Source organism: Rhodospira trueperi, from assembly GCF_900101965.1.
Classification (GTDB): domain Bacteria; phylum Pseudomonadota; class Alphaproteobacteria; order Rhodospirillales; family Rhodospirillaceae; genus Rhodospira; species Rhodospira trueperi.
The window spans coordinates 1-24,254 of the sequence record NZ_FNAP01000005.1 but is presented as its reverse complement, the minus strand read 5'-3'; the positions used below and the strand labels follow the sequence as shown (position 1 = coordinate 24,254).

The following is a 24,254-nucleotide window of genomic DNA, read 5'->3' as shown; positions in this document are numbered from 1 at the left end:
GGGCTTCACCCCGTCGTCATGACAAAGGCGATGGCGTTGACGAACAGGCTGAGAGTGAACCCCAGAACGGTGACGCCGACGGCCGGTCCCCAGCCGACCTGAAGCCCGAACCGGGCCAACAGGGTGGTGACCAGCAATGAGGCGCCAATCACCAACAGCCCGATGGAATTCCCGGTCTCGGCGGACAGCAGTTCGAGTCGCGCCAGCAGCCCCAGCGGCAGCACAATGACGCCGATGGGCAACTGCACCCAATTGAAGGGCACCAGGAACCGGAACACCATCGGCGCCAGCCCCAGGGCCGGCGCCATCATCAGCAACAGCAGCGGAAACGCCGCCCAATCGATGACATAGGCGATCAGTTCGACGGAGACATAACGCGCGGGATGCACCACCTGCCCGATGCCCAGCACCGTCAGGTCCATCACGATATGGAGTCCGTAAAGAGGCAGCAACGCCACCGCTACCCAGAACGATTTCAGCAGGCCTTCAGGGCTGGCGTCGAAGTACTCGAACCCCTCCCGGTCCAGCCGCATCAGGCGGGACAGACCGTGAAGCGCGGCCGCGAGTTCCGTCACGGTCAGGGGCGGCATGGCGTTTCCTCCCGGAACGCGCCATAGCTGGCGAGAACCCGCCGATAAATGTCCGTCAGGGTCTCCAGGTCGCTCAGGGTCGAACATTCATCCGCCCGATGGATGGTGCGCCCGACCAGACCAAACTCCGCGACGTTGGCCATGTCCTTGATGAAGCGGGCATCGGACGTGCCACCCGACGTGGACAACGCGGGCCGCTGTCCGGTCACCGCCTCGGCGGCGTCCTGGATCAGGCCTGACAGGCGCCCTGGCGGAGTCAGGAAGCTCTCGCCAGACATCGTGACCTCAAGCTCGAATCGACCCGGCTGTCCCGCCTGGACCGCCTCGCACACCTCGCGCAGATGCCGTTCCAGCGACTCGCCGCTGTGGTGGTCGTTAAAGCGGATGTTGAACATCGCCCGGGCCGACGCGGGAATGACATTGGTGGCCGGATTGCCGACGTCGATGCTGGTCAGGGCCAGAGTCGAGGGCTGGAAGTGCGCCGATCCCTCGTCCAACGGCCGCGCGGTCACTGCCCCGAGCATCTCCAGCAGGCGGGGAATCGGGTTGTCGGCCCGCTCCGGATAGGCGGAATGGCCCTGGGTTCCGTGGACGGTCAGCACGGCATTGAGGCTGCCGCGCCGGCCGACCTTGACCATCTCGCCCATGTGCTCGGGATTGACGGGCTCGCCCACAAGGCAGTCGTCGATGGTTTCGCCCTCGGCCATCAGGGTTTCGACCATGCGCACCGTACCGTTGAGCGCCGGACCTTCCTCGTCGCCCGTGATCATCAGGCTGATGGAGCCCGGGCCAGGGCCGCCCTCCGCGACATGGCGGGCGCAGGCGGCGACGAAGGCGGCGATGCCCCCCTTCATGTCGGCGACCCCGCGCCCGTACAGCACGCCGTCCTCGACGGTCGCCGCGAAGGGATCGCGAGTCCAGCCGCCGCCCGGCGGCACCACGTCGGTATGCCCGGCGAAGCACAGATGCGGGCCGGCCTCACCCCGGCGAGCATACAGGTTGTCCACGTCCGGCGTGCCGAGCCGCGAGAACGGCATCCGGCGGCAGCGGAAGCCCAACGCCACCAACGCGCCCTGAAGGACATCCAGCGCGCCGTCGTCGGCGGGCGTGACGCTGCGGCACCGAATCAGGGCGCGGGCCAGCGGCAACGGATCGGCCAGGGCCTCGACGGTCCAGTCTCCGGCGGGAGCGTCCGCGCGATCAGGGGGGGCGGGGTCAGTCACGCAACAGATCGTTGATCGAAACCTTGGCGCGCGTCTGTTCGTCCACGCGCTTGACGATGACGGCGCAGGACAGCGACGGCCCCGGCGATCCGTCCGGCAGCGGCTTGCCGGGCAAGGCCCCGGGCACCACGACGGCATAGGAGGGCACACGGCCCCGGAAGACCTCTCCCGTCTCGCGATCAATGATCCTGGTCGAGGCGCCGATGAACACGCCCATCGACAGCACCGCGCCTTCCTCGACGATCACGCCCTCGACTACCTCGGAGCGGGCGCCGACGAACACGTTATCCTCGATGATGACCGGGTTGGCCTGGAGCGGCTCCAGCACCCCTCCGATGCCGACGCCGCCGGATAGATGCACGTTCCTGCCGATCTGGGCGCACGACCCGACGGTGGCCCAGGTATCCACCATGGAGCCGGTCTCGACCCGCGCCCCCAGGTTGACGTAGCTGGGCATCAGCACCACACCCGGCGCGATGTAGGCCGAGCGGCGCACCGCGCACGGCGGCACGGCGCGGAAGCCGGCGGCCTTGAAGCGCTCGGCGTCCCAGCCCTCGAACTTCGACGGCACCTTGTCCCACCACGACGCGCCGCCGACACCGCCGGCAATGGGCGTCATGTCGTTGAGCCGGAAGCTCAGCAGCACGGCCTTCTTGAGCCACTGGTTGACGCGCCAGTCGCCGCCGATCTTCTCGGCCACCCGATAGACGCCGGCGTCAAGACCATCCAGCACCGCCTCGACCGCGTCGCGCACGGGGCCGGTGGTGGTCGCCGTGATGCCGTCCCGGGCCTCCCAGGCGTCCTCAATGGTGCGTTCCAGGGCTTCCAGCGTCATGGCGGGGGCATCCGTTGGCGAAGGGTGGCGAAACCTGGGCAGACCATACCCGCCGCGCCGGGCAAGTCAACCGGACGCAACGGTCCCGCAGCACGCCGCCACCGCGCGCGCCGCCAACACCGGAATCAGCGCCGCCCGGTAGGCCGGGGAAGCGTGCAGGTCCTCGTTGAGGCCCTCCTCGGGCCAGGAGACCGCGCGCGCGGCCTCCGGCGTGAACGAGTCCGCCAGCGCCTGCTCCAGGGCGGTGGCGCGGAAGGCGCTCGGCCCCGCGCCGGTCACGGCCACGCGCACCCCCTGCCCGACCCGGGCCACGAACACGCCCGCCACGGCATACCCGGAGGCCGGATTGCGCACCGACCGATAGGCCGCCACCTCGGCCACGGCAAACGACACGGCGGTGACAAGCTCGCCGCCCTCAAGCGCGGTCGTAAACAGACCGAGGAAATAGTCGTCGGCGGAAATGGCGCGCCGGTCGGTGTGGACCGTCGCCCCCAGCCCCAGCACCGCCGCCGGATAGTCGGCGGACGGATCGGCGTTGGCCACCGAGCCGCCCAGCGTCCCCCGATTGCGCACCTGCGGATCGCCGATCAGTCCGGCCAGGTCGGCCAGGGCCGGCAGCGCCTCCCGCACCAGGGGCGAGGCGGCCACGTCGGCATGCGTCGTGCCGGCGCCGATGATGACGGCATCGCCCTCCCGCCGGATCCCCTTCAGGGACTCGATCCGGCCCAGGTCCACGAGGGCCTCAGGCATCGCCAGCCGCTGCTTGAGAACCGGGATCAGGGTCTGGCCGCCGGCCAGGGCCTTGGCTTCCGGATCGGCCAGCAGGGCCACGGCCTCTTCGATCGACGAGGGGCGATGATACGCGAACGGGTACATGGCGCCACCTCCCTAGGACTGTTCCATCGCCTCGGCGCCGGCCCGCACCGCGTTCACGATGCCGCGATAGCCGGTGCAGCGACAGATATTCCCATACAAGCCGGTGGCGATGGCCGCCTCCGTCGGGCGCGGGTTCCGATGCACCAGATCGACGGCGCTCATGACCATGCCCGGCGTGCAGAACCCGCACTGAAGCCCGTGGTGCTCCCGGAAGGCGGCTTGCATGGGGTGCAGAACCTCGCCGTCGGCCAGCCCCTCGATGGTGGTGACGGCCGACCCGTCGCACTGCACCGCCAGAACGGCGCAGGACTTGACCGACCGGCCGTCGAGCCAGACCACGCAGGCCCCACACTGGCTTGTATCGCAACCCACATGCGTGCCGGTCAGCCCCAGTTGCTCCCGCAGCACCTCCACCAGAAGGATACGCGGTTCCACCGTGACCTCGACCGCGCGGCCATTGACGGTGAGGCGGATGGGAATGGACATGGCATTGCATCTCCTCCAGGGTCTCGGCGGATGGTACGCTACGGACGCGCCGTCTTCGCTGTCAATCGAGACCTCGCAGGGCAATCCCCGATCATGACAGAGAATTTCACTGAAAACGTCCTTCCCGATCTGCTGGCGTGGCGCCACGCCGAAGGCGCCGGAGCGCTGGTCACCCTGGTGCGTAAGAGCGCGTCCGGGCCGAGACCGCTCGGCAGCCAGCTCGCCGTCGCGACGGACGGACAGGTGGCGGGCCTCATCTCCGGCGGCTGCGTCGAGGCGGGCATCGCCGCCGAGGCCCGGGCCGCCATGGCCAAGGGCCGCAACCGCATGGTCCGGTTCGGCGAGGGCTCGCGATATGTCGATCTGCGCCTGCCCTGTGGCGGCGCCGTTGACGTATACGTCGACGTCACCGTCACCAATAAAGCGCTGGCCCAGGTGGCCGGGGCCATGGACGCCCGGTGCCCGGTGGTGCTTGTCACCGACACGGAGGGAGGCGGCAGCCACCTTGAGGAACCCGGCCGTGGCGACGACGCGATCTTCGCGACGACCGAACTGGCGTGGTGGGACACAACGACGTTCCGCCGACTGTACCGACCGACGCCCCGCTTGGTGCTGGCCGGTCGCGGTCCCATCGTGGCACCGTGCGCGCACATGGCGACGTTGAACGGATACGAAGTGGTGGTCCTGACGGACGATCCACCCTCCAGCATCGGCCGGGGCGCGGAGATGCTTCGCCTCACCCGCGCCACGGTCGCGTCGGTGGAGATCGATCCGTCCACAGCCGTCGTCTCCCTGTTTCACGACCACGAGGCTGAGCGGCCGATGCTGCATCGTGCCCTCGCCTCCCCCGCGTTCTTCATCGGTGCGCTGGGCAGCCGCACCGCCCACACCGCCCGGCTCGCGGACCTGCGCGAGGACGGCCTGGACGAGGCCGCGCTGGCCCGAATCGAGGGTCCGGCGGGGGTGCCGATCCACGCCGCCACCCCGGCGGAGATCGCCACCTCGATCCTTGCCGGGGTGATCCGCGCCTATCGCGCACGCCGGCCGTCGGTTGAGGCCCACGCCGAGTCCATGTGGTAAAAGCTGGGGGGTGAACGGCTGGCGTCAGGCCGACCGCACGCCCCGGGTGTCCGCGCCCGACCGGCCGCCCAGCAGCAGGTCCATGTAAAGATCAACGATCTGGCGGGCCAGATCCTCCATGTCCTGGCTCGACATCCCGTCGAGGCGCGAGACCCGCGTCGCAATAGCCCCGGCCGCACCGTCCGGATCGTGCTCGGCCAAACGGTCCCGCACGGCGCGGATCTGATCGCGCAGGGTCGCCGGCTCGATGGTGTCAATGTCCAGCGAGCGCAGACAGCGGCGGTAGACCACGCTCAGGCGGTGGCTGAGATCCGCGTCCATCGCGGCGAGGATTTCCAGGGCGGCATACAGGGCCGCGAAGGCGTGGGTCAGCGACATAAGCGGCTCCGGCGGTGATGATGACGTCTTGGCGCGGGACGCGCGTCCGTTTGTGCCTATGATTTAGGCGCTCTGCAAGGCCGTTGGGCAGGCGGCACGCCGTACCGGGCCTCAAAGGGACCGCGCGCCCCCGCAAAACCCGCGTTTTTGCCGGGGCTTCCCGGTTGGCACGCGGCGTGATAGGAGACCCGCGTGTTCACACTGCGGACAATCTGGGGCGGAGAGGGTCGGACTCCATGAAAAAGATCGAGGCCATCATCAAACCCTTCAAGCTGGACGAGGTGAAGGAAGCCCTTCACGACATCGGCCTGCAGGGCATCACCGTAACCGAGGCCAAGGGCTTCGGCCGCCAGAAGGGGCATACGGAGCTGTATCGGGGCGCCGAGTACGTCGTCGACTTCCTGCCCAAGGTGAAGATCGAGGTGGTCCTGGACGATCCGCAGGTCGAACCGGCAGTCGAGGCCATCCAGCAGGCCGCGCAGACGGGCCGCATCGGCGACGGCAAAATTTTCATTTCGGCGGTCGAGGAGGCCATCCGCATCCGCACCGGCGAACGTGGCGGCGACGCCATCTAAACGCGCCCAGCGCGCGTGGGCCGGCGCCTCGCCGGCTTGGACACAGGCTCACCACCAGGCACTGTAAGTACAGCCAAGGACAAGGGAACGAACGGTCATGTCGGACGTCAGCACCATTCTGGAAATGATTAAGGAAAACGACGTCAAGTTCGTCGATTTCCGCTTCACTGACCCCAAGGGCAAGTGGCAGCACACCGCCCAGCATGTGTCCACCATCGACGAGGACACGCTGACCGAGGGCATCATGTTCGACGGCTCCTCGATCGCGGGCTGGAAGACCATCAACGAGTCCGACATGATCCTGAAGCCGGATCTGTCCACGGCCGTGATGGACCCATTCGCCGCCCAGCCCCTGCTGGTGCTGTTCTGCGACGTGCTGGAGCCCTCAACCGGCCAGCCCTATGATCGTGATCCGCGCTCGGTGGCCAAAAAGGCGCTGGCCTACATGCAGTCGGCCGGCATCGGCGATACCGCGTTCTTCGGACCCGAAGCCGAGTTCTTCGTGTTCGACGATGTCAAGTATCAGGTCGACATGAACAAGATCGGCTTCGAGATCGACTCGGAGGAAGGCCCCTACGTGACCGGCAAGGACCTGCCGGAGGGCAACTTCGGTCACCGTCCGTCGGTCAAGGGCGGCTACTTCCCGGTGCCGCCGGTGGACAGCGCCCAGGACCTGCGCGCCGAGATGGTCACCGTGATGTGCGAAATGGGCCTGGAGATGGAAAAGCACCACCACGAGGTGGCGCCGTCCCAGCACGAGTTGGGCCTGAAGTTCGGCACCCTGATCCAGGCCGCCGACGCGATGCAGATCTACAAGTACGTGGTCCATCAGGTCGCCGCCGCCTACGGCCAAACCGCGACCTTCATGCCGAAGCCGGTCATGGGCGACAACGGCTCGGGCATGCACACGCACCAGTCGATCTGGAAGGACGGCAAGCCGCTGTTCGCCGGTTCGGGCTATGCCGACCTGTCGGACACCGCGCTGTACTACATCGGCGGCATCATCAAGCACGCCCGCGCCATCAACGCCTTTACCAACCCCAGCACCAACAGCTACAAGCGCCTGATCCCGGGCTTCGAGGCCCCGGTGCTGCTGGCCTACTCGGCCCGCAACCGCTCCGCTTCCTGCCGTATCCCGTACGTCTCCAGCCCGAAGGGCAAGCGCGTCGAGGTCCGCTTCCCGGATCCGTCCGCCAACCCCTATCTGGCCTTCACCGCCATGATGATGGCCGGTCTGGACGGCATCGAGAACAAGATCCATCCGGGCGACCCGATGGACAAGAACCTGTACGACCTGCCGCCGGAAGAACTGGCCGGCGTGCCGACGGTCTGCGGCAGCCTGCGCGAGGCCCTGGAGTCGCTGGACGCCGACCGCGACTTCCTCAAGAAGGGCGACGTGATGACCGACGACATGATCGACGGCTATCTGGAACTGAAGTGGGAAGAGGTGTACGCCTTCGAGCACACCCCGCACCCGGTCGAATACCAGATGTACTACTCGGTCTAAGGCCTCCTGGGGACGGGGCGGGCCGCCCCGGCTCGTCCGTCCGTTCCAAAAGCCCCCGGCGTTTGCGCGCCGGGGGCTTTTGTTTGCTCTTCTTGGCGGTTCGCCTGCGGGCTCAGGCGGGCCGTGGTAACGATCACCCTGACCCACATCCAGAACAGAGGGACGAAGAGGGCCGTGAACAGCCAGACCCCCCCATGGGTATAGTGATGGCGCCCGTATTTGTTGAGCCTCTCCGGCCAGATGGGCAGATGCCGCACCGTCACCGCCGAGCCGACGCCGGGCACCATCATCAACGCGCCGAGAATGAAGACCAGCGCCCCCCCGGACCCGATGGTCGGGTTGGCGCTCTTGCGGCCATCCGACCACGGCCGGCCGAACAGCTTGATGCAGAGGTCGTTGAACGTCATGCCCTGGTTCCCCTTCCGGGCACAGCCCTGAAAAAACAGGCTCACCACGGGGGCGAAATGATGCAAGACGACGGTCCACGGCAGGCGCGCCCTGGTTGATTGGCGCGGAAGTGCGGCGCGTCTTCCGATACCCTTCCTACCAAGGAAGGAGCGGCGGACTCGCAACACTCCGCGGGGCAGTGGGGCCTTGCCGCAAGGGAAACGGACGGATCGGCCCGACTCTATCCACGAACCCTGTGGATAAGGCTGTGAAAAGAGCGTGGTCCGAAGAGCACGAATCGTGGGGAACCAAGCGTTTTGTTCAAACTGCCGGTTTTTTGGGCAGACCCGGGGATGCGCGGAAAACTCAGAAAACTTCGCCCGACAAAGGAAACAAACATGGCGCAACGGGGGGTTATGTCCCGCCACGCCACCGTTTCACCGCGCTGTGCGCAACGTGGATGAACAGCCCCAGGCGATCCTGCAACCTTATATCGCACCTCGAGAAATGAAACGGAATAGTCCGCTTTCCACCCCTTGAAAGGCTGGCTTCTTTCGGGTCCGGGTGCGCCGATGCAACAGGTACGGTGGACTTAGCGCAACATCGCGGCCTGCACGGTGGCCTCATCCTTCATGAAGGCCAGAAACGCCTCGGCGGCCCGCGACAGGGGCCTGTTCGCCCGCTGGACGGCGTACCACTGGCGGGTCAAGGGAAAGCCCTCCACGTCCAGCGCCACCAAGCGTCCGGTCTGCAACTCCGGCCCCAGGCAGTAGGACGACAGGAAGCCGATGCCCAAACCGGCCTGCACCGCCTGCTTGATGGCCTCGTCGGAGCCCAGTTCCATGAACGGCGCCACCGTCAGCCCGGCCTCTTCAAACGCCTGCTCCACGGCACTGCGCGTGCCGGAGCCGAGTTCGCGCTTCAGGATGCGCTGCTCGGCGAGATCGGTCAGCGGGATGGGGCCGCGTCCGGCCAGGGGATGGTCCGGCGCGGCGATGGGCAGGATGACGTTGTCCAGGAACGGCACCGCCTTGACCGGCAGCCCCCCGGGGATGCGCCCGGTGATGAACAGGTCGTCCTGATGGCCGGCGAGACGTTCCAGCAGATTGGCGCGGTTGATGACGCTGAGCACCGGCCGCACCTTGGGATGGCGGCGTACGAACGCTCCCATCAGGTGCGGCATGAAGTACTTGGCCGTGGTCACCGCCGCCACCCGCAGGGGGCCCGCCATGTCGCCGCGCAGGTCGTCCAGGGCGACGTCCAGCGCCTCCAGCCGGCCCAGGATGTCCCGGCTGGCGGCCAGCAGTTCCTCGCCGGCCGGGGTCGGCACCAGGGTACGGCCGATGCTGTCGAACAGTGGCATGCCGACCTGTTCCTCCAGACGCTTGACCTGGATGGACACCGCCGGCTGGCTCAGGTTCACCTCCTGGGCGGCGCGGGTGAAGCTGCCGTGGCGGGCGACGGCCTCGTACAGGCGCATCTGCTGAAGGGTCGTGTGCATTTCACCGCGTTTCCATGATGATGTCCCGAGGCCATTCCGGCCATGCCACGTCATTGCGAGGAGCGAAGCGACGAAGCAATCCAGGGCGAAGATCGGTGTTGTCCGCTCTGGATTGCTTCGCCCGCATTGAATGATACGGGCTCGCAATGACGCAGTATGAAGCCGCCCACGGCCCAGGTTCCAGCAATGGCACCACCCGGCGCGCCGGTCAGATGAATCGCATGGCCGCTCGCCTCTTCCATAAACATATGTATATGGAACGCATAAGGAGAATAAACTTAATTATTATGATCGGGGCCGCTATGGTGCCGTCCATCGGATCGATCGCCTCCCGGGCAGGCGACGGCGGGGCGGTCCGCACAGACACACTTCCGAGGGAGGACCAGGCGGATGGCTGGCAAGACGTACAAGGCGGGCGTGAAGGAATACCGGGAGACATATTGGGATCCCAACTACACGCCTCGCGAAAGTGATTTTCTGGCGGTCTTCAAGGTCGTGCCGCAGGAAGGCGTGCCCCGCGAGGAAGCGGCGGCGGCCGTGTGCGCGGAATCGTCCACCGCCACCTGGACCACGGTGTGGACCGACCTGCTGACCGACCTGGACTACTACAAGGGCCGCGCCTACGCCATCGAGGACGTACCCGGCGACGACGAGGCCTTCTATGCCTTCATCGCCTATCCGATGGGCCTGTTCGAGGAAGGCTCGGTCGTCAACGTGTTCACCTCGCTGGTGGGCAACGTGTTCGGCTTCAAGGCGGTGCGCTTCCTGCGCCTGGAGGACGTGCGCTTCCCGCTGTGGTTCGTCACCACCTGCGACGGCCCGCCGCACGGCATCCAGGTCGAGCGCGACAAGATGGACAAGTACGGTCGCGCGCTGCTGGGCTGCACCATCAAGCCGAAGCTGGGCCTGTCGGCCAAGAACTACGGCCGTGCCGTTTACGAGTGCCTGCGCGGCGGCCTGGACTTCACCAAGGACGACGAGAACGTCAACAGCCAGCCGTTCATGCGCTGGCGCGACCGCTTCGAGTTCTGCCAAGAGGCCATCGAGAAGGCCGAGGCCGAGACCGGCGAGCGCAAGGGCCACTACCTGAACGTGACCGCGCCCAACGTCGAGGAGATGTACAAGCGCGCCGAGTTCGCCAAGGAGATCGGCACGCCGATCATCATGAGCGACTACCTGACCCTGGGCTGGGCGGCGCATTCCAGCCTGTCGCGCTGGTGCCGCGACAACGGCATGCTGCTGCACGTCCACCGCGCCATGCACGGCGTGATCGACCGCAACCCCAAGCACGGCATCAACTTCCGTGTTCTGGCCAAGATGCTGCGCCTGCTGGGCGGCGACCACCTGCACTCCGGCACCGTCGTCGGCAAGCTGGAGGGCGACCGCGCCGCGACCCTGGGCTGGATCGACCTGATGCGCGAGCGTTACGTCAAGGAAGACCGGTCGCGCGGCATCTTCTTCGATCAGGACTGGGGCCAGATGCCCAGCGTCTTCCCGGTGGCGTCCGGCGGCATCCACGTCTGGCACATGCCAGCGCTGGTCTCGATCTTTGGCGATGAGTCGGTCCTGCAGTTCGGCGGCGGCACCATCGGCCACCCCTGGGGCAACGCCGCTGGCGCCTGCGCCAACCGCGTGGCGCTAGAGGCCTGCACCCAGGCCCGCAACGAGGGCCGCGTGCTGGAGAAGGAAGGCAAGGACATCCTCACCGAGGCCGCCAAGTCCAGCCCGGAACTGAAGATCGCCATGGAGACCTGGAAGGAGATCAAGTTCGAGTTCGACACCGTCGACAAACTCGACACGGCGCACCGCTAAGGCGCGCCCCCTCCTTTCCCAGACCCATTGCCGGATCAAAGGATCACGACCATGACCATGCAGGACTATCCCTCGCGCCTGTCGAACCCGAACAGCCGCAAGCTGGGCACCTTCTCGTATCTGCCGCAGATGACCCCGGAGCAGATCCGCAAGCAGATCGAATACATCGTCTCCAAGGGCTGGAACCCGGCCATCGAGCACACCGAGCCGGACTTCGCCAGCAGCAACTACTGGTACATGTGGAAGCTGCCCATGTTCGGCGAAAGCGATGTGGACGCCATCCTGGCCGAGATCGAGGAGTGCAAGTCCGCCAACCCCGGCCACCACGTGCGCCTGGTCGGCTACGACAACATCAAGCAGACCCAGGGTGCCAACATGCTGGTGCACCGGGCCGAGGCCAGCTGAGGCTGTTCGACGGTTCGACCCGTCAATCACGACCCCGTCATTGCGAGGAGCGTAGCGACGAAGCAATCCAGGGCGAAGCTCGGCGTTCCCCGCCCTGGATTGCTTCGCCCCGCCCATTTCGCCATGCGAAAACGGCGGGGCTCGCAATGACGGTGTTTTCCGAGCGACAGCCACGCGATTCAGCGGGAGCAGACCGTTATGTCCGAAGACATCGCCGCCCAATACCGCATCGAGGCCGAGCCGTACTACCGGGCCGTCGGCTCCGAGGTGGAACTGTTCCGTGCCGCCCATGCCCGGCGCATGCCGGTCATGCTCAAGGGGCCGACCGGCTGCGGCAAAACCCGCTTCGTGGAGCACATGGCCTACACGCTGGGCCGGCCGCTGATCACCGTGGCCTGTAACGAGGACATGACCGCCTCCGACCTTGTCGGCCGCTATCTGCTCGACCGCGAGGGCACCAAGTGGCACGACGGCCCCCTGACCGTGGCCGCGCGCATCGGCGCCATCTGCTACCTGGACGAGGTGGTGGAGGCCCGCCAGGACACGGTCGTCGTCATCCACCCGCTGACCGACCACCGCCGCGTCCTGCCGCTGGACAAGAAGGGCGAGCTGCTGCACGCCCACGATGACTTCCAGCTCGTGATTTCCTACAACCCGGGCTATCAGAGCCTGATGAAGGACCTCAAGCAGTCCACCAAGCAACGCTTCGGCGCCCTGTCTTTCGACTACCCCGACGCCGGCGTCGAGGCCGAGATCATCGCCCGGGAAACCGGCTGCGACCTGAAGGTGGCCGAAAAGCTGGTCCAGATCGCCCACCGCGCGCGCAATCTGCGCGGCCACGGCCTGGACGAGGGCATCTCGACCCGCCTGCTGGTGTACGCCGGGCAGATGATCGCCGAGGGCATCGATCCCGCCCACGCCTGTCAGATGACGCTGGTCACGCCGCTGACCGACGATCCGGACATGCGCGAGACCCTTGAAGCCGCCGTGGCGACGTTCTTCACAAGTTAGGGTATCGGTCACACGCCGCGTCATTGCGAGGAGCGCAGCGACGAAGCAATCCAGGGCCAGGCCCACCTTATTCCGCCCTGGATTGCTTCGCCCCCGTCAAGAGACGGGGGCTCGCAATGACGGCTCAAGTGGGACTGCCCGACCGGCGCGACCGAGCCGGGCCGATCCGGAAAAGGGGCCAACACATGACCGTCGATCTGGAACAACACCTGGGCGAATTGCTGGACCGCCACCCCGACCTGCGCGACACGCTGGGTCCCGCGTGGCAGGAGGCGACCCGGGTCATGTCGCCGGCCGGGTTGCAGGCGTACGCGGACGGCGCCCAGGCCCTGGGCAACCTGGGACGCGGGCTGGACCCGCTGCGCGCCTATCTGGAGGAAATGCCCCAGGTGGTGCGCGAGTGCGGCGAGGACGTCATCGACGACTGCGTCTCGGCCGCGCTGCAACTCTCGTCCATGACCTCCGGCGCGGTCATCGCCCTGCTGCTGGCCAGCCTGCCCACGGCCGCCCGCCGGCTCGGCGACCCGGAGCTTCTGCGCGGCTACCTGACGCTGATTCACCAGATGTCGGCGCGGGCGGCGCGCGGCCTGCGCCCCATGTTGCAGAACATCGACGAGTTGCTGTCCAAACTCACGTTGTCCGGGCTGCGTCGCTGGGCCGACTTCGGCATCGAGGCGTACCGGCGCGACCACGACAACTTGGTCCGCTACTTCGGCCTGAAGAGCCAGGACGCTCAGGCCATGCTGCAACAGCAACGGCGCGGCACCCTGTTCGTGGACAGCCAGCGGCGGCTGAACTTTTACCTCCGGGCACTTTGGGGGCGGGACTTCTTCCTGCGGCCCACCGGCGCCGACGATGATGGCTTCCGCCCCTATGTGGACCGCAACGTGGTCCATGTGCCGGACGCCGTGGACGGCGTCGGCGCGGGCGAGGCGGCGGTGTCCGGCTTCGACCTTTACAAGGCCATGACCGCGCACATGGCGGCGCACCTGACCGGCATGACGGCGGCCATGCCGGCCGGCGACATGGCGCCGGCGGAAAAGTTCCTGGTCGGGTTGCTGGAGGACGCCCGCGTCGAATACAGGGCCGTCACGGCCTTTCCCGGCCTGCGAGACCTGTGGCGCCGCCTGCTGTCGCTGCCGCACGATCCGGCGGCGGTGGAGCATCCCACCGTGGTGCTGCTGGAGCGTCTGGCGCTGGCGCTGCTCGACCCGGATGTGCGCACCGACGACGCGGACCTGGACGCCGTCGCCGCCGCGTTCCATGCCGACGTGGCCGAGAACCAGGGCAATCCCCTGTTCGCCCGCGATTTGGGCCGCGACCTGTTCGCCCGCCTGACCGCACGCAAGGCCATGCCCAGCCTGCGGGTGCTGGAATCCATCCGCCTGCCGCACCGCGACGACAACCGCATCCTCTGGTCCTTCGAGCCGGTGCTGGCCGAGGACGCGTTGGACTACGTCCCCGCCAGCCAGCGGCAGGTGCGCCGCACGGTCAGCGTCATGGAGATGGTCAACGAACTGGACTGCGAGCTGGCTGGCGACGACGCCCAGGAGATCTGGCGCCTGGAAACGCCGTTCTGGCTCGACCAGGAGGCCTGCACCATCAACGAACTGGAGGGCAAGGAGCCGATCTCCGTCCCCTTCCATTACCATGAGTGGGACCATCAGGTGCAGTTGTACCGGCCGGACTGGACCACGGTGTACGAACGGCGCCAGCCGCGCGGGCGGGCCAGCGACATCGACGGCATCCTGGAGGCCCACCGCCCCATCACCCACACCATCCGCCGCATCATCGACACCCTGCAGCCGCAGGGGGTGCAGCGCCTGCGCAACCTGGAGGACGGCGACGAGGTCGACATCAACGCCGCCGTGGACGCCATGGTGGACATCCGCGCCGGCCGCCAGCCCGACCCGCGCATCACCCTGCGCAACGTCATCAACCGCCGTGATCTGGCGGTGGTGCTGCTGCTCGACCTGTCGGAATCCACCAACGACCTGCTGCCGGAGGTGGAGGAGCGCGCGGCCAACGATGACGAGGCCGAGGCGGCGCCGGAGGGCATCGTCCCCGGCAGGCCGCGCACGGTGCTGGACCTGACGCGCGAGGCCACCGCCCTGGTGGCCACGGCCATCCAGGGCATCGGCGACCCGTTCGCCATCCACGGCTTTTCGTCCGACAGTCGGCACGACGTGCAATACGTCCGCTTCAAGGACTTCAGCCAGGGTTTCGACGATCCGGCAAAGGCCCGGCTGGCCGGCATGCGGGGCGGCCTGTCCACCCGCATGGGCGCCGCCATGCGCCACGCCGCCGCTCACCTGCTGAAGCGCCCGGAGCGGCGAAAGCTGCTGCTGCTGGTCACCGACGGCGCGCCGGCCGATGTGGACGAGCGCGACCCGGCGCACCTGCGCCAGGACACCCGCAAGGCGGTGGAGGAACTGCACACCCAGGGCATCCTGACCTACTGCCTGACCCTGGACCCCCACGCCGACGCCTACGTCAAGCGCATCTTCGGCGAACACCGCTACACGGTGGTGGACCACGTCCGCCGCCTGCCGGAGAAGCTACCGACCCTGTTCGCCAGCCTGACGGGGTGAGCCTCGCCCAGTCCCCCGCCCGGTGAACGATCAGGGCATCACCCCCTTCCCATGCCGGGGCACCTGTGGTACACACCCGGTCCCGCCGAACGACGGGTCCCTGCTGGGGGATAGTTTAACGGTAGAACAGCGGACTCTGACTCCGTCAGTCCTGGTTCGAATCCAGGTCCCCCAGCCATTGATTTTGTTAGGCTTTTTCCTCCTGGGTCGGGGACACTCCGGCCCGGTTTGAGGGCCGGTTTGAAAGATCCGTTCCCGGTGTGTCCCCCAGACGGGCTATGGCCTCGTCCGCCAATAGGGCATTCCGGGAAACATAGTGGTGATCGAGAACCCGCCCGACGTCGCCCATCTTGTGCCCGGTGATGGCACTGATTTCGGCATGGTCACACCCGGCCCGGGCAAGGCGCGTCACGGCGGTTCCCCTCAGGTCATTGAACGTCAGCCCCTCGATTCCCGCCCGCGCGCACAGTTTGCGCCACGATGCCGAGAAGCCGGCGGCGGTCCAGGGCACCCCCTTCGTGTTCGTCAGGATCAGCGGAGAGCGGCGCGGGGCCGTGTCCAGGGCTATCTTCAATGTGTCTGTCGCGGGAATGGACACGCGCGCGCCCGTCTTGTTCTGCTTCAAGCGGATGCGGGCGCCGTCGTAGGCGCTCCAGGGAAGCCGTAACAGGTCGCCTTGACGTTGGCCGGTGTGAGAAGGGCCATCAGGAACGCAAGGCGCATCTCCGGCCCCGCTATGGCCAGCAGGCGCGCCACGTCATCGTCGGTCCAGATGTTGTCGGCCCGGCTCCCACGGTAGATTCGCCCCGCCTTCTCCAACGGGTTCGCCGGGACCAGGGCCCGATGGTGCGCCCACGAGATGACGCGCGCCAGAACGGTGAACGTGTAGTCAGCCTGGCGGCGGGACTTGCTCGCCAGCTCATCGCGCCATTGCAGGAAGACGGCGCGTGACCGGCGGTCCGCCAGGGCCGCGAGCGGGAACGTGCCGAATTTCGCTTCGATGGTCCGGATATGCTTGACGTAGTCGGCGCGGGTTCGGTCAGCCAATCCAGCGAAATCGGCCGAGTCCTGGTAGGCACGAAGAATGGAGTGGATCGTTCCGGGCGGCGGCTGAACGCGCTCCCGGACGGCCTTCTCATAGGCGGCCATGAATTCGGGCGTCCCCGGCGTTCCCTCTAGGCGAGGCCCGCCGCGCCAAGCGTAGTAGTATCGCCGCTTGGTCCCGTCGGCCAACCGCTTGTCGGTGTAATGCAGATTCTTCAACATAACGCGCATTGCCCTGCTCCTGCATCCACTGGTCCAGCACGTTCGCCGGTTCAGGCGTCGCGACCGGCGTGGCCAAAACGATCCGACCATCCGGCATGACCTCGACCCGGGCCACCTCCAGACCGGCCGCCATGGCGCCCTTGATGGCGCGGGCAACATCGGCCTGGGTGAACGCTGGGGACTGTCGCGGCATCGTCGAAACTCCGGACCTCAGGAGGATTGGCGCCGACCACGCGGGCTGGAGTCCACCCCCGCCGCCGGCTGTCGGTGTTGTTGCGGTCACCGCCGACTGGACCGGGCGCCGCGACCCGTCGTCCGGCGCCAAAGCCTGTGGGCAATCACGATCACGCGGCGGCGGCCGTCGCCACGCCGTCCAGGCGCACCGCGACGGTGGCCGCGCCGTTGCCGGCGGCCTGAACCGCCGTGCCGATGGGGTAGTGACCGGAGTCCGGCAACACCACCTGCCCCGGGTCGATATCCCACGACACGGCGGCACCCTGCCCGATGACGGCCGTGGACAGCTTCGGCAGGGTCCAGACACCCGTCGTCTGAAGCACTACGTCGGCCGTGGCCTCGGCATCGGTCAGGACCACGCCCGCGATGGCACCGACAATGACCAGGTCGCCGGAGGATACACCCCCGGCCGGGGCCGCGACGGTGACCCGGTCACCATCCTGCAGGAAGGTCTTCGCCATGATCAGAGTCCTTTCGTGGTCGAAATGCGCACGGTGTAAACACGGGCCGTCCCCGAAGCCGACGCGATGGCCCGGTTGAGACGGGAGAGCGCGGCCTCCATTTCAGCCATGTTGCGATAGGTGACCCGCTTCCCATCGTGCTCGACGGTCAGAACGCCCGCCGCCATCTGCCCTTCGAGGGCATCACGGCGGGCGATCAGGGTGGCCAGGTCCGCCATGATCAGGCGGACCCTTCGTTCAGGTACAGGCCCCGGTAGTCGATGGCCCCGCAGCCAAAATCCAGGCCCGCGCGCACGCGCACGCCGCGCGTGTCGAAGTCGATTTCGGTGTGAATCTGGGGGCCTTCGGCGCCCTGGACGTAGCCATAGACGAGGCTCGGCACCTGCATCGGATCGGCCGCCACATGCCACCGATTGCCGGTGATGTTGGCATCAACCACCAACTCCAACTGCCCGGCCCACGGGTTCACATCCCCGGACTTGGTCGGAGTGATGGCGGCCAGGACCTGGCGCGCGGTCAGTTCGGTATCGGGGCCGCACACCAGGAACTTCGGCTGGACGTTCAGCTTCATGCCGTCCAGGCCCGTCATCTTGCGCAGCGCCGCCACGGCCGCGCCAACGGTGGTCACGCTGATCGCCCCGCCCGTGCCGGCCTTGTTGCCGTGGGACCCCGCATGGAACAGCGCGACTCCATCGCTCATGGTCGGGCCGTTGCCGGCCAACAGCGCATAGACCAAGCTGTTTTCGAACGCGGCGGCGCGGACGGCGACAAGGGCGGAAAAGTCCGCGAGGGCGCCAAGGTCATCGTTGATCAGGACCCGCCGACCGATGGTGATCCCGGTCGCGAACTCCTTGGGCGTCACGGTTTCCTGGGTTTCGCTGATCGAACCACGCACATGCGCGCCGCCTTCCGCCACTTCCTGGAAGTCCGGGAAGTCCCCGACGCGAAGGAACTTGTGGGCCTTGAAGTCGTTCATGGGCTTCTTGGCCGCCAACTGGCGATAGGTCGGCGCCGCCGCCTGATACTGCGCCAGCAGCGCCTTGTTGGCCGCGTCCGCCAGCAGCAGCGGGAAGTCCGACGTCGTGTGCGCGCGGGTGAAGATGGTGTTGAACACCGCTTCACGGTCGAAGGCGTTGACGCGCTCGCCACGGACCGCCGCCAATTCCGCCACAAAATCCAGGGCGCGATGTCGCATGAACTGCGCCGCCATGCCCTCCGGCTTCACCAGGGGCGTGAAGTGCGCCGCCAGCGAGTCCGCCATGGCGCGGCGGATCACCGCCGGGTCGGTGTAGTCGGCGCCGCCCGTCACGCTGCCCGGCCGGTTGTTGATGACGGTGGCGCGCGTGCTCACCGTCCCGGGGGCAACGGACCGCGTGGCCGTGTCCGACCGGCTGTCGTTGTCGTTCGTGCCCTTGGTCACGGCCGCCTTGATTTCGTCCAGGGTGGCGGCCATGCCTTCCATATTGGTTTCGAGAGCGCCAACGCGATCCTCGATGCTCGCGGCGCCGTCCGTATTCGGCTCGCCGGTCGGCGTCGGCTGCGCCTGATCCGCCATGGTGATGTGCTCCTTTCGCACGATGGCGCCGGGGTCGCTCCCCAGCGGGGTGAAAGACAGTTCTCGGGGCGTCCACTTCGTGGCGCGGAAGACGGGAAGCCCATCGCGGGCGCCCGCGCGCCTCCACTCCTGGACGCTGTAGCCCAGCGACACGCCGCGCACCGAACCGGCCTGGACCTTGTCCATCAGGCGATCCGCCTCCGGGGAGGCATCGAAGCGCACCGTCGCGATGATCCGGTCACCCTCGACCCGCGCGCCCTCGACGGTGCCAACGACGGCATCCACGGCGTTGCGGTGGTCCATGAGCACCGGGGCGCCCGTGACATAGCCGGCGCCGGCCGCGTCCAGTTCCTCAATCCACGGGCCGCGCACGTCGTGCGCGGGTGCCGGTGCCGGACGGGTGACAGGGGCCAGCCCGGACAGGGCCACGACCTCCACGGTCCGGGCTTCACGATCCAAGGTCGCGGCCCGTTGAGCGGCGCGGGTGCGCAGCGCGGTGGAATCAAGCGGCATCGTCGGGGGCCTTCCGCGCAACCGGTTCATCGTCCATCAGGTCTTCAAGCAGGCGTTCGAATTCGGCTTCACGCTCAGCCAGCCAGGCGGCGAAGTCCCCGCAACTGGCGGCGCGGGCGCGTTCAGAGCAGGGTTCATGCCGCATAGTCGGTCGCCTCCGGTGCTGGGGACTCATCGGTCAAGAGCGTCGGGGTCAGGCCCGCCTTGGTCGTCACGGCCGGGTTCGTGTCCACCGTCAGGCCAAGCCGGGCCTCGCGTGCGCGCTCCGCCGCAAGCTCGGCGTCGATCTTTTCGGCGTCATAGCCGCGTTCGGCGATGGCCTGGGTCCGGGACTTCAGGCCCGCCCGGATGGCGATGATTTCCGCCTCGGCGTCCTTCTTGGGATCGACCCATTCCTGACGCGGGGGCAGCCACTCGACGCGATGGAACGCGGCGGGATCGTCGGCATAGCCCGGCAACAAACCAGCGGCGCCGGCCGTCGAGACAACCCGGTCCCACACCGGTTGGCAGAACCGGGGCACCATGACGTTGTGCTGCCAGTGCTCCAGGCGCTTGCGGAACTCGACCAGACCCGCGCGGATGGACGAATAGTTGACGCCCGCCAGGTCCCCGGTCAGGACCTCGTAAGGGATGCCCAGCCCGGCCGCGACCGCGCGCAGGTGCGCCTTGGTGAAGGCGTCGTAATCTTCGAACGCCTTGGGGTCGAACCAGTCCACACCCGTGCCCGGGGGCAGGTTCAGCAGGCTCCCCGGCTCCATGCCGGCGGTCAGAACACCACCGTCCTGGGTCCCGTCCATGCCGCCCCCGTTGCCCTCGGGGTCAGTGATCGCGCCCATGATCATGGCGCGGGCCTTGGCGCTCACCAGGGTGGCGTCGTCCAACTGGTCCAACTCGTGCAGCTTCAACAGCACTCGCGCGAACCAGGACACGCCGCGCAACTGTCCGGGCTCTTGAGGCAGAAACAGATGGACCATGTCCCGCGCGTCGATCCGAACCGGGGTGAAGGCATTCACGAACGGTGCGGTCGGATCGTCCGGACGGCGGGGAAGGACGTGGTAAGCCTGCACCCGGCCCATGTCGTCCAGTTCCACACCCGCGCGGACGCGGGAAGCGGGGCCGATCATGGGGAACTCATAGGGCACTTGGTCCGCGTGGATCAGGCGAAGGCGCGTCAGTCCCGGTTCGTCGGAGTCTTCGAACAACTGCCCGAAGCACTCCCCGACCTCGACCATCTGACCGCACGCCATGGCCTGGGCACCGTAAAACCCGCCCGGGCCGTCATAGTCCAGATGGTCCAACAGGTCCCCGGCAACCTCGTTGATCCGCTCCCGCGTGGCGGGGTCGGGATGCTGCGAGGACGGCTTGATGCCCGGCCCAACGATGTTGGACACGAGCCCCTGGACACCCGCGCCGGCATGGGCGTTGTTGCGCACGACGTGCGCGGCCCGCGCCTGGATCGTCCGGCCGGCGCCGATAACCTCGTTGGTCAGGGACCGACCCGACACCGGCGCCCCGGACCAGCGCCGGCCCGACCCACCGGCATCCAGCGAGCGGCGGAACAGCCGCCGGACGATGCGGGAAAGCGGCGCGGCCATGGTCAGGCGCCCCGAAGCTTCTCGGCCGTTTCGCGACGGATCGCGGAAACATCCAGGATCACCGCCAGGCGGCGGGCCGCGACCTCCGCCTGAAGTTCAGCCGCGTTGTACATCAGGGCGAAGTCAACGTAGTCCCGACCTTCCGTGTCCCGCGCCTTGATGATGGACACGTAAAACGGTTCTTCAGGAAGGCCCGCCTCTTCGTACTCCTGGTGAACGTCGATCCAGGACCGCAGGTCCTGGCGACTGAAGATTTCAGCCGCAACCCGGATCGAGACGCCACAATTGACCAGTTCAGCAATACAGGCGAGCGAGACGATATCGGCAAAGCTGAACGTCCGGGCGCGGCCTGCGACGGTCTCAGAGGTGCCGGGAATGCACCCACGGTGAATCCAGGAATTGAGGGTGTTGCGGGGAATGCCCGTAACGGCGGAAACCACGATGGCGGGGTATGAGGGTTTTGCGGTCATTGGAGTGCCTCACCTATTGCGCTTGCGCTAGGTTAGGAGCAAAGCTAGTGCGAATGCAATAAGTTTTTTCGTTGGATGGGGAGAACGTTTTCTGAACCCGGCCGCCACGGCGCCCACAACGGCGCCGCTCAGCCTGGGGCCGGGCCGCCCTGGATCACCACCACGCCGATGGCCTCGCACGCCACCATGGCGTCGGTGGGCTCCGTTCGATGCCAGTAGACCCGCCGCTTCATGGGAGCGGCCTGGGGCGGTTGGAAATCGGCCGCGCGGAAGATCGTCAGCGCGCGCGTTGCCTCGGCCGGGACCGGCGTCAGCGCCACAACCTCATCGCCGGGTTCGGGCGCCCGGATCAGGTCCACCAGCAGACGACGACCGCCAATCTGCATGACGGCAAAGCCGCCCAGGTGGTGCCGGGTTGGGTCCGGTTCAGGTGCGCGTATGGGGGAGAGGACGGCAAGGGGCACCGATGCAGCGGCGCCCGCAAGAGCAACCGCCTTGATGACCGTGCGGCGTGGGATGGCGTCAGGCATGGCGCACCCCCTCAACGATCACGCCCACGGCTTCGTACCAGCGATCCGTCCGCCAGACCGTCCGGGACCCATGGGGCAGGGCGTAATCCACAGAGCGGCCTTGCGCCTTGAACACTTGCAGAGACCGGTCCCGAGTTCCCAGCGTGGGCACAAGGGCAACCACGTTGTCACCGGGTGTCGGCGCGCGAAACAGGTCCACCAGGATGTGCCGGCCTTCGATCTGCATGACGGCCAGTCCGTCCATGTCGGGCGGGACCGCGTCCGAGTACGGCGCGGCCAGCGCAACGGCGGGAACAGCGGCGGCGCCGACGGCAAGCGCGCCGGTCTTCAACAGGGCGCGGCGGGAGTGTGTGGCGCCCCTCGGGGGCGGCGTGGTATGTCTCGAATCAGCCATGCCTCGTGTCTCCGTCACGGGGTTTCGGTCAGGCTGGCGACGGGAGCTTCCACCTTCCCCGCCAGCCGCTTTGGTGATTTTGTCACCATAAGCCGATCTTGGGCAGGGCAGGCTTGCGTGTCAAGTCGAAAACGGTGATAAAGTCACCATTATGATTTCAGGCAGACAATCTCGAATGGGGCGGGCGGCCCTCGATTGGACGACACGGGATTTGGCCGCCAAGGCCGGTGTCGGCGTCAACACGGTCACGCGCTTCGAGAGGGGCGACGATACCCGCGCAGCTACCGAAGCCGCCATCCGCACCGCTCTTGAAGCGGCTGGCGTTGTGTTCATCCCTGAGAACGGCGGCGGGCCGGGGGTGCGGCTAAGCCTCAAAGGGGATAATAAGGATGACTGAAAACAAAACCCCGCTCGATGTTCATTTAGAGTGGAATGAAAAAATGGTTGCGCCGCATGAACAGCGAGCGCAAGAGTTCATGGGGCACAGCATTTCGTACGCACAAATTGCAGTTAGATGGGCCTTTATGTTGAATGGCGGCGCTCTAATTGCCTTTCCCGGTTTTGTGACTGCCCTTGGCAACAAAGGCACTGAAATTGACCTAAGCTGGTTTGTTGCTGGATTAGCATCTATCGCGTTATGCGCTTTGATCGCCTACATTAATTTCCAATGCCTCGCTCAAATGCAGTATAACGAGGCAAATAAGATGAGATGGATCATATCGGGTAGCGCGGACGAAGTCATAAAAGAAGAACAGTCTCAGATTGAAAATGAAAACGAACGTTTAAATGGACGCGTTGCCCTAACCTACGGCCTTGGCATATTAACAGGGTGCGCAAGCTACCTTCTATTCTGCACAGGATGCTTCAAGGCGCTATCAGCCTTTGGTGCATAAACTCTGACAGAACCCGTTGACCCGGCAGGGTAAGCAGCGCCCCGAAACTGGCCCGCCGGCGTCGAGTTCATCGCACCTAACGGCGGCGCGGCCGGGCGTTCGGTTGCGCAAGGGGACCCCCACCGTGAACGGCGCGTACCGGTCGGGTTGACGAAACGCATTTGAGCGCGCCCGATTTGGCGAACACAAAGGTGCCCCAAGTGGGGCGCGACCCAATCGTGAGGTGGCAAGGGGGATTGAGCCATGATGGGGCATCGCGACCCGACGAGTCAGGATGAGTACGACGCCTTCAACCGGAAGGGGCGCAGGTTCATCCAGTGGCGCCGTGGGGAAGTGCGGACGATCAAGCGCCGGTTCGCCAGGCGGATGCGGCGTGTCGGACGCGCGGCGACCAGGGCTCAGGTGCGGGACTGAATTGCGGCCGGGCCGACCGCTTCGAAGCCTGTGGCGCCCCACGGCGCGCGATTGCAAAAGGGAACGCCATGAATCCGGATGAAACCGAAGCCTTGCGCCAGGAGTATCTGGCGGACATGGGGAAGGACCTGGACCCCAAGGGAGTCCAGCCCGGAAGCTACGGGTGTCACGAAGCCTTGCACATGGCGTCGTTTCTGATGGAAGCCGTGGACGGGCATCTGATGGAACACCCGGCCGTCACCCTGAACCCCGAGTGGTTCGCGCTTGCGGCCCAGGCGCATGATGCTCTGTTCGCGTTGTATCAGGCCATCGGCGCCGCCCACCTTCATGCCCAGGACTGACGAACCGGAGGGGGTGGCGGACGCCCTTCGCCAGCGGTGTAAGAACGTAAGGCATTGATTAAAAACAATTCCCCCGTTTTGGGGAATTGGTTTTCAATGACTTCCGGCGTGCCCCCCCGCCGCTGCCAGCCCCATCCGCTCGGTCCCCAGAATTGGGGAACGTGTTCTGAATCAAGGGGATAGGGTCATTCCAGAGTGGGAACGGCGTGGTGGGCGACTTTCGCGAACCGTAGAAGGTAACCGGGGCAGAAGTGCGGGCGGTCAGGCTTGGCAGCGCGCTGTGACGAGTTCGGCGAGGTTCGGCACGGGGGAGGCGACAGGGGCGCCGAGG

Annotated in this window: 28 protein-coding genes and 1 tRNA gene; 11 read left to right on the top strand and 18 right to left on the bottom strand. The window is 66.8% G+C overall.

Annotated features, from left to right (window positions below; translation table 11 throughout):
* Window positions 1-5: 5 nt before the first annotated feature.
* The 5 genes from BLS85_RS07880 to BLS85_RS07860 form a co-directional block, all read right to left on the bottom strand.
* Complete coding sequence (locus BLS85_RS07880; protein WP_092784884.1) at window positions 6-590, bottom strand: hypothetical protein; 585 nt, start codon at window positions 588-590, stop codon at window positions 6-8.
* Window positions 578-1,813, bottom strand: a complete 1,236-nt coding sequence (dapE, locus tag BLS85_RS07875) for a succinyl-diaminopimelate desuccinylase (protein WP_245699139.1) — start codon at window positions 1,811-1,813, stop codon at window positions 578-580. Before dapE ends, BLS85_RS07880 begins: the two co-directional genes overlap by 13 nt.
* Window positions 1,806-2,648 carry a 2,3,4,5-tetrahydropyridine-2,6-dicarboxylate N-succinyltransferase gene (gene dapD / locus BLS85_RS07870; RefSeq protein ID WP_092784878.1) on the bottom strand — a complete coding sequence of 281 codons (843 nt, stop codon included), beginning with the start codon at window positions 2,646-2,648 and terminating at the stop codon, window positions 1,806-1,808. Before dapD ends, dapE begins: the two co-directional genes overlap by 8 nt.
* 66 nt (window positions 2,649-2,714) lie before the next feature.
* Window positions 2,715-3,524, bottom strand: a complete 810-nt coding sequence (locus tag BLS85_RS07865) for an FAD binding domain-containing protein (RefSeq protein ID WP_092784875.1) — start codon at window positions 3,522-3,524, stop codon at window positions 2,715-2,717.
* A 12-nt stretch (window positions 3,525-3,536) separates the two neighbouring features.
* On the bottom strand, window positions 3,537-4,010 hold the full coding sequence (locus BLS85_RS07860; RefSeq protein ID WP_092785398.1) for a (2Fe-2S)-binding protein: 474 nt from the start codon (window positions 4,008-4,010) through the stop codon (window positions 3,537-3,539).
* A gap of 93 nt (window positions 4,011-4,103) precedes the next feature.
* Here BLS85_RS07860 and BLS85_RS07855 point away from each other — a divergent pair, with 93 nt between their 5' ends.
* A complete protein-coding gene (locus BLS85_RS07855) occupies window positions 4,104-5,090 on the top strand; it encodes an XdhC family protein (RefSeq protein ID WP_176793494.1) in 987 nt (328 codons plus the stop codon).
* A gap of 24 nt (window positions 5,091-5,114) precedes the next feature.
* Here BLS85_RS07855 and BLS85_RS07850 read toward each other — a convergent pair whose 3' ends face one another.
* Window positions 5,115-5,468 carry a hypothetical protein gene (locus BLS85_RS07850; protein WP_092784869.1) on the bottom strand — a complete coding sequence of 118 codons (354 nt, stop codon included), beginning with the start codon at window positions 5,466-5,468 and terminating at the stop codon, window positions 5,115-5,117.
* Window positions 5,469-5,704: 236 nt separating this feature from the next.
* Here BLS85_RS07850 and BLS85_RS07845 point away from each other — a divergent pair, with 236 nt between their 5' ends.
* Both BLS85_RS07845 and glnA read left to right on the top strand, forming a co-directional pair.
* Entirely contained in the window at window positions 5,705-6,043 is a 339-nt protein-coding gene (locus tag BLS85_RS07845) for a P-II family nitrogen regulator (RefSeq protein WP_092784866.1), read from the top strand.
* 97 nt (window positions 6,044-6,140) lie between these two features.
* Window positions 6,141-7,550, top strand: a complete 1,410-nt coding sequence (gene glnA / locus BLS85_RS07840) for a type I glutamate--ammonia ligase (protein WP_092784864.1) — start codon at window positions 6,141-6,143, stop codon at window positions 7,548-7,550.
* Here glnA and BLS85_RS07835 read toward each other — a convergent pair.
* Both BLS85_RS07835 and BLS85_RS07830 read right to left on the bottom strand, forming a co-directional pair.
* Complete coding sequence (locus tag BLS85_RS07835; RefSeq protein WP_092784861.1) at window positions 7,547-7,957, bottom strand: hypothetical protein; 411 nt, start codon at window positions 7,955-7,957, stop codon at window positions 7,547-7,549. The genes glnA and BLS85_RS07835 overlap by 4 nt on opposite strands.
* 572 nt (window positions 7,958-8,529) lie before the next feature.
* On the bottom strand, window positions 8,530-9,438 hold the full coding sequence (locus tag BLS85_RS07830) for a LysR family transcriptional regulator (RefSeq protein ID WP_092784858.1): 909 nt from the start codon (window positions 9,436-9,438) through the stop codon (window positions 8,530-8,532).
* Window positions 9,439-9,828: 390 nt separating this feature from the next.
* Between BLS85_RS07830 and BLS85_RS07825 the strand changes: the two genes are divergently transcribed.
* The 5 genes from BLS85_RS07825 (at window position 9,829) to BLS85_RS07805 (ending at window position 15,435) form a co-directional block, all read left to right on the top strand.
* Window positions 9,829-11,250, top strand: a complete 1,422-nt coding sequence (locus tag BLS85_RS07825) for a form I ribulose bisphosphate carboxylase large subunit (RefSeq protein WP_092784855.1) — start codon at window positions 9,829-9,831, stop codon at window positions 11,248-11,250.
* Window positions 11,251-11,301: 51 nt separating this feature from the next.
* On the top strand, window positions 11,302-11,655 hold the full coding sequence (locus tag BLS85_RS07820; RefSeq protein ID WP_092784852.1) for a ribulose bisphosphate carboxylase small subunit: 354 nt from the start codon (window positions 11,302-11,304) through the stop codon (window positions 11,653-11,655).
* Between the two features lie 198 nt (window positions 11,656-11,853).
* Complete coding sequence (locus BLS85_RS07815) at window positions 11,854-12,666, top strand: CbbQ/NirQ/NorQ/GpvN family protein (protein ID WP_092784849.1); 813 nt, start codon at window positions 11,854-11,856, stop codon at window positions 12,664-12,666.
* A gap of 185 nt (window positions 12,667-12,851) precedes the next feature.
* Window positions 12,852-15,257, top strand: coding sequence for a nitric oxide reductase activation protein NorD (locus tag BLS85_RS07810; RefSeq protein ID WP_092784846.1), 2,406 nt, complete (start codon window positions 12,852-12,854; stop codon window positions 15,255-15,257).
* 104 nt (window positions 15,258-15,361) lie between these two features.
* Window positions 15,362-15,435: transfer RNA gene (locus tag BLS85_RS07805), tRNA-Gln, on the top strand.
* A 9-nt stretch (window positions 15,436-15,444) separates the two neighbouring features.
* Here the strand turns inward: BLS85_RS07805 and BLS85_RS19285 are convergent.
* The 10 genes from BLS85_RS19285 to BLS85_RS07765 all read right to left on the bottom strand — a co-directional run bounded on the left by BLS85_RS19285 (window position 15,445) and on the right by BLS85_RS07765 (window position 22,275).
* A complete protein-coding gene (locus BLS85_RS19285; protein WP_218128354.1) occupies window positions 15,445-15,927 on the bottom strand; it encodes a tyrosine-type recombinase/integrase in 483 nt (160 codons plus the stop codon).
* Window positions 15,879-16,532 (bottom strand): hypothetical protein, encoded by a 654-nt coding sequence (locus BLS85_RS19280; protein ID WP_218128345.1) that lies wholly within the window; start codon window positions 16,530-16,532, stop codon window positions 15,879-15,881. Before BLS85_RS19280 ends, BLS85_RS19285 begins: the two co-directional genes overlap by 49 nt.
* A 335-nt stretch (window positions 16,533-16,867) precedes the next feature.
* Window positions 16,868-17,218, bottom strand: a complete 351-nt coding sequence (locus tag BLS85_RS07795; RefSeq protein WP_092784843.1) for a DUF2190 family protein — start codon at window positions 17,216-17,218, stop codon at window positions 16,868-16,870.
* 2 nt (window positions 17,219-17,220) lie between these two features.
* Window positions 17,221-17,436, bottom strand: coding sequence for a phage head-tail joining protein (locus tag BLS85_RS07790; RefSeq protein WP_092784840.1), 216 nt, complete (start codon window positions 17,434-17,436; stop codon window positions 17,221-17,223).
* A gap of 2 nt (window positions 17,437-17,438) precedes the next feature.
* Window positions 17,439-19,286 carry a prohead protease/major capsid protein fusion protein gene (locus BLS85_RS07785; protein ID WP_092784837.1) on the bottom strand — a complete coding sequence of 616 codons (1,848 nt, stop codon included), beginning with the start codon at window positions 19,284-19,286 and terminating at the stop codon, window positions 17,439-17,441.
* A complete protein-coding gene (locus BLS85_RS19070; protein WP_176793492.1) occupies window positions 19,276-19,431 on the bottom strand; it encodes a hypothetical protein in 156 nt (51 codons plus the stop codon). Before BLS85_RS19070 ends, BLS85_RS07785 begins: the two co-directional genes overlap by 11 nt.
* Window positions 19,421-20,881, bottom strand: coding sequence for a phage portal protein (locus BLS85_RS07780; protein WP_092784834.1), 1,461 nt, complete (start codon window positions 20,879-20,881; stop codon window positions 19,421-19,423). The genes BLS85_RS19070 and BLS85_RS07780 overlap by 11 nt, the downstream gene beginning before the upstream one ends.
* A 2-nt stretch (window positions 20,882-20,883) precedes the next feature.
* Window positions 20,884-21,351: a MerR family transcriptional regulator gene (locus BLS85_RS07775; RefSeq protein ID WP_092784831.1), complete on the bottom strand. Its 468-nt coding sequence runs from the start codon at window positions 21,349-21,351 to the stop codon at window positions 20,884-20,886.
* Window positions 21,352-21,479: 128 nt separating this feature from the next.
* A complete protein-coding gene (locus tag BLS85_RS18665) occupies window positions 21,480-21,881 on the bottom strand; it encodes a hypothetical protein (RefSeq protein WP_143027129.1) in 402 nt (133 codons plus the stop codon).
* Window positions 21,874-22,275 (bottom strand): hypothetical protein, encoded by a 402-nt coding sequence (locus tag BLS85_RS07765; protein WP_092784825.1) that lies wholly within the window; start codon window positions 22,273-22,275, stop codon window positions 21,874-21,876. Before BLS85_RS07765 ends, BLS85_RS18665 begins: the two co-directional genes overlap by 8 nt.
* 151 nt (window positions 22,276-22,426) lie before the next feature.
* Between BLS85_RS07765 and BLS85_RS07760 the strand changes: the two genes are divergently transcribed.
* From BLS85_RS07760 to BLS85_RS07755, 3 genes are all read left to right on the top strand, one after another.
* Window positions 22,427-22,672: a helix-turn-helix domain-containing protein gene (locus tag BLS85_RS07760; protein WP_245699138.1), complete on the top strand. Its 246-nt coding sequence runs from the start codon at window positions 22,427-22,429 to the stop codon at window positions 22,670-22,672.
* Window positions 22,665-23,168 (top strand): hypothetical protein, encoded by a 504-nt coding sequence (locus tag BLS85_RS18660; RefSeq protein WP_143027128.1) that lies wholly within the window; start codon window positions 22,665-22,667, stop codon window positions 23,166-23,168. The genes BLS85_RS07760 and BLS85_RS18660 overlap by 8 nt, the downstream gene beginning before the upstream one ends.
* A 482-nt stretch (window positions 23,169-23,650) precedes the next feature.
* Window positions 23,651-23,923, top strand: a complete 273-nt coding sequence (locus BLS85_RS07755; RefSeq protein WP_092784819.1) for a hypothetical protein — start codon at window positions 23,651-23,653, stop codon at window positions 23,921-23,923.
* Window positions 23,924-24,254: the final 331 nt, after the last annotated feature.

Coding starts and splice junctions, on each gene's coding strand:
- BLS85_RS07825 (WP_092784855.1), top strand. CDS start 9,829: ATGGCTGGCAAGACGTACAAGGCGGGCGTGAAGGAATACCGGGAGACA.
- dapD (WP_092784878.1), bottom strand. CDS start 2,648: ATGACGCTGGAAGCCCTGGAACGCACCATTGAGGACGCCTGGGAGGCC.
- BLS85_RS07815 (WP_092784849.1), top strand. CDS start 11,854: ATGTCCGAAGACATCGCCGCCCAATACCGCATCGAGGCCGAGCCGTAC.
- BLS85_RS07860 (WP_092785398.1), bottom strand. CDS start 4,010: ATGTCCATTCCCATCCGCCTCACCGTCAATGGCCGCGCGGTCGAGGTC.
- BLS85_RS07760 (WP_245699138.1), top strand. CDS start 22,427: ATGATTTCAGGCAGACAATCTCGAATGGGGCGGGCGGCCCTCGATTGG.
- BLS85_RS07855 (WP_176793494.1), top strand. CDS start 4,104: ATGACAGAGAATTTCACTGAAAACGTCCTTCCCGATCTGCTGGCGTGG.
- BLS85_RS07850 (WP_092784869.1), bottom strand. CDS start 5,468: ATGTCGCTGACCCACGCCTTCGCGGCCCTGTATGCCGCCCTGGAAATC.
- glnA (WP_092784864.1), top strand. CDS start 6,141: ATGTCGGACGTCAGCACCATTCTGGAAATGATTAAGGAAAACGACGTC.
- BLS85_RS07835 (WP_092784861.1), bottom strand. CDS start 7,957: ATGACGTTCAACGACCTCTGCATCAAGCTGTTCGGCCGGCCGTGGTCG.
- BLS85_RS07795 (WP_092784843.1), bottom strand. CDS start 17,218: ATGGCGAAGACCTTCCTGCAGGATGGTGACCGGGTCACCGTCGCGGCC.
- BLS85_RS07790 (WP_092784840.1), bottom strand. CDS start 17,436: ATGGCGGACCTGGCCACCCTGATCGCCCGCCGTGATGCCCTCGAAGGG.
- BLS85_RS07830 (WP_092784858.1), bottom strand. CDS start 9,438: ATGCACACGACCCTTCAGCAGATGCGCCTGTACGAGGCCGTCGCCCGC.
- BLS85_RS07755 (WP_092784819.1), top strand. CDS start 23,651: ATGAATCCGGATGAAACCGAAGCCTTGCGCCAGGAGTATCTGGCGGAC.
- BLS85_RS07865 (WP_092784875.1), bottom strand. CDS start 3,524: ATGTACCCGTTCGCGTATCATCGCCCCTCGTCGATCGAAGAGGCCGTG.
- BLS85_RS19280 (WP_218128345.1), bottom strand. CDS start 16,532: ATGCGCGTTATGTTGAAGAATCTGCATTACACCGACAAGCGGTTGGCC.
- BLS85_RS07780 (WP_092784834.1), bottom strand. CDS start 20,881: ATGGCCGCGCCGCTTTCCCGCATCGTCCGGCGGCTGTTCCGCCGCTCG.
- BLS85_RS07820 (WP_092784852.1), top strand. CDS start 11,302: ATGACCATGCAGGACTATCCCTCGCGCCTGTCGAACCCGAACAGCCGC.
- BLS85_RS07845 (WP_092784866.1), top strand. CDS start 5,705: ATGAAAAAGATCGAGGCCATCATCAAACCCTTCAAGCTGGACGAGGTG.
- BLS85_RS18665 (WP_143027129.1), bottom strand. CDS start 21,881: ATGCCTGACGCCATCCCACGCCGCACGGTCATCAAGGCGGTTGCTCTT.
- BLS85_RS18660 (WP_143027128.1), top strand. CDS start 22,665: ATGACTGAAAACAAAACCCCGCTCGATGTTCATTTAGAGTGGAATGAA.
- BLS85_RS19070 (WP_176793492.1), bottom strand. CDS start 19,431: ATGCGGCATGAACCCTGCTCTGAACGCGCCCGCGCCGCCAGTTGCGGG.
- BLS85_RS07775 (WP_092784831.1), bottom strand. CDS start 21,351: ATGACCGCAAAACCCTCATACCCCGCCATCGTGGTTTCCGCCGTTACG.
- BLS85_RS07880 (WP_092784884.1), bottom strand. CDS start 590: ATGCCGCCCCTGACCGTGACGGAACTCGCGGCCGCGCTTCACGGTCTG.
- BLS85_RS07765 (WP_092784825.1), bottom strand. CDS start 22,275: ATGGCTGATTCGAGACATACCACGCCGCCCCCGAGGGGCGCCACACAC.
- BLS85_RS07785 (WP_092784837.1), bottom strand. CDS start 19,286: ATGCCGCTTGATTCCACCGCGCTGCGCACCCGCGCCGCTCAACGGGCC.
- BLS85_RS07810 (WP_092784846.1), top strand. CDS start 12,852: ATGACCGTCGATCTGGAACAACACCTGGGCGAATTGCTGGACCGCCAC.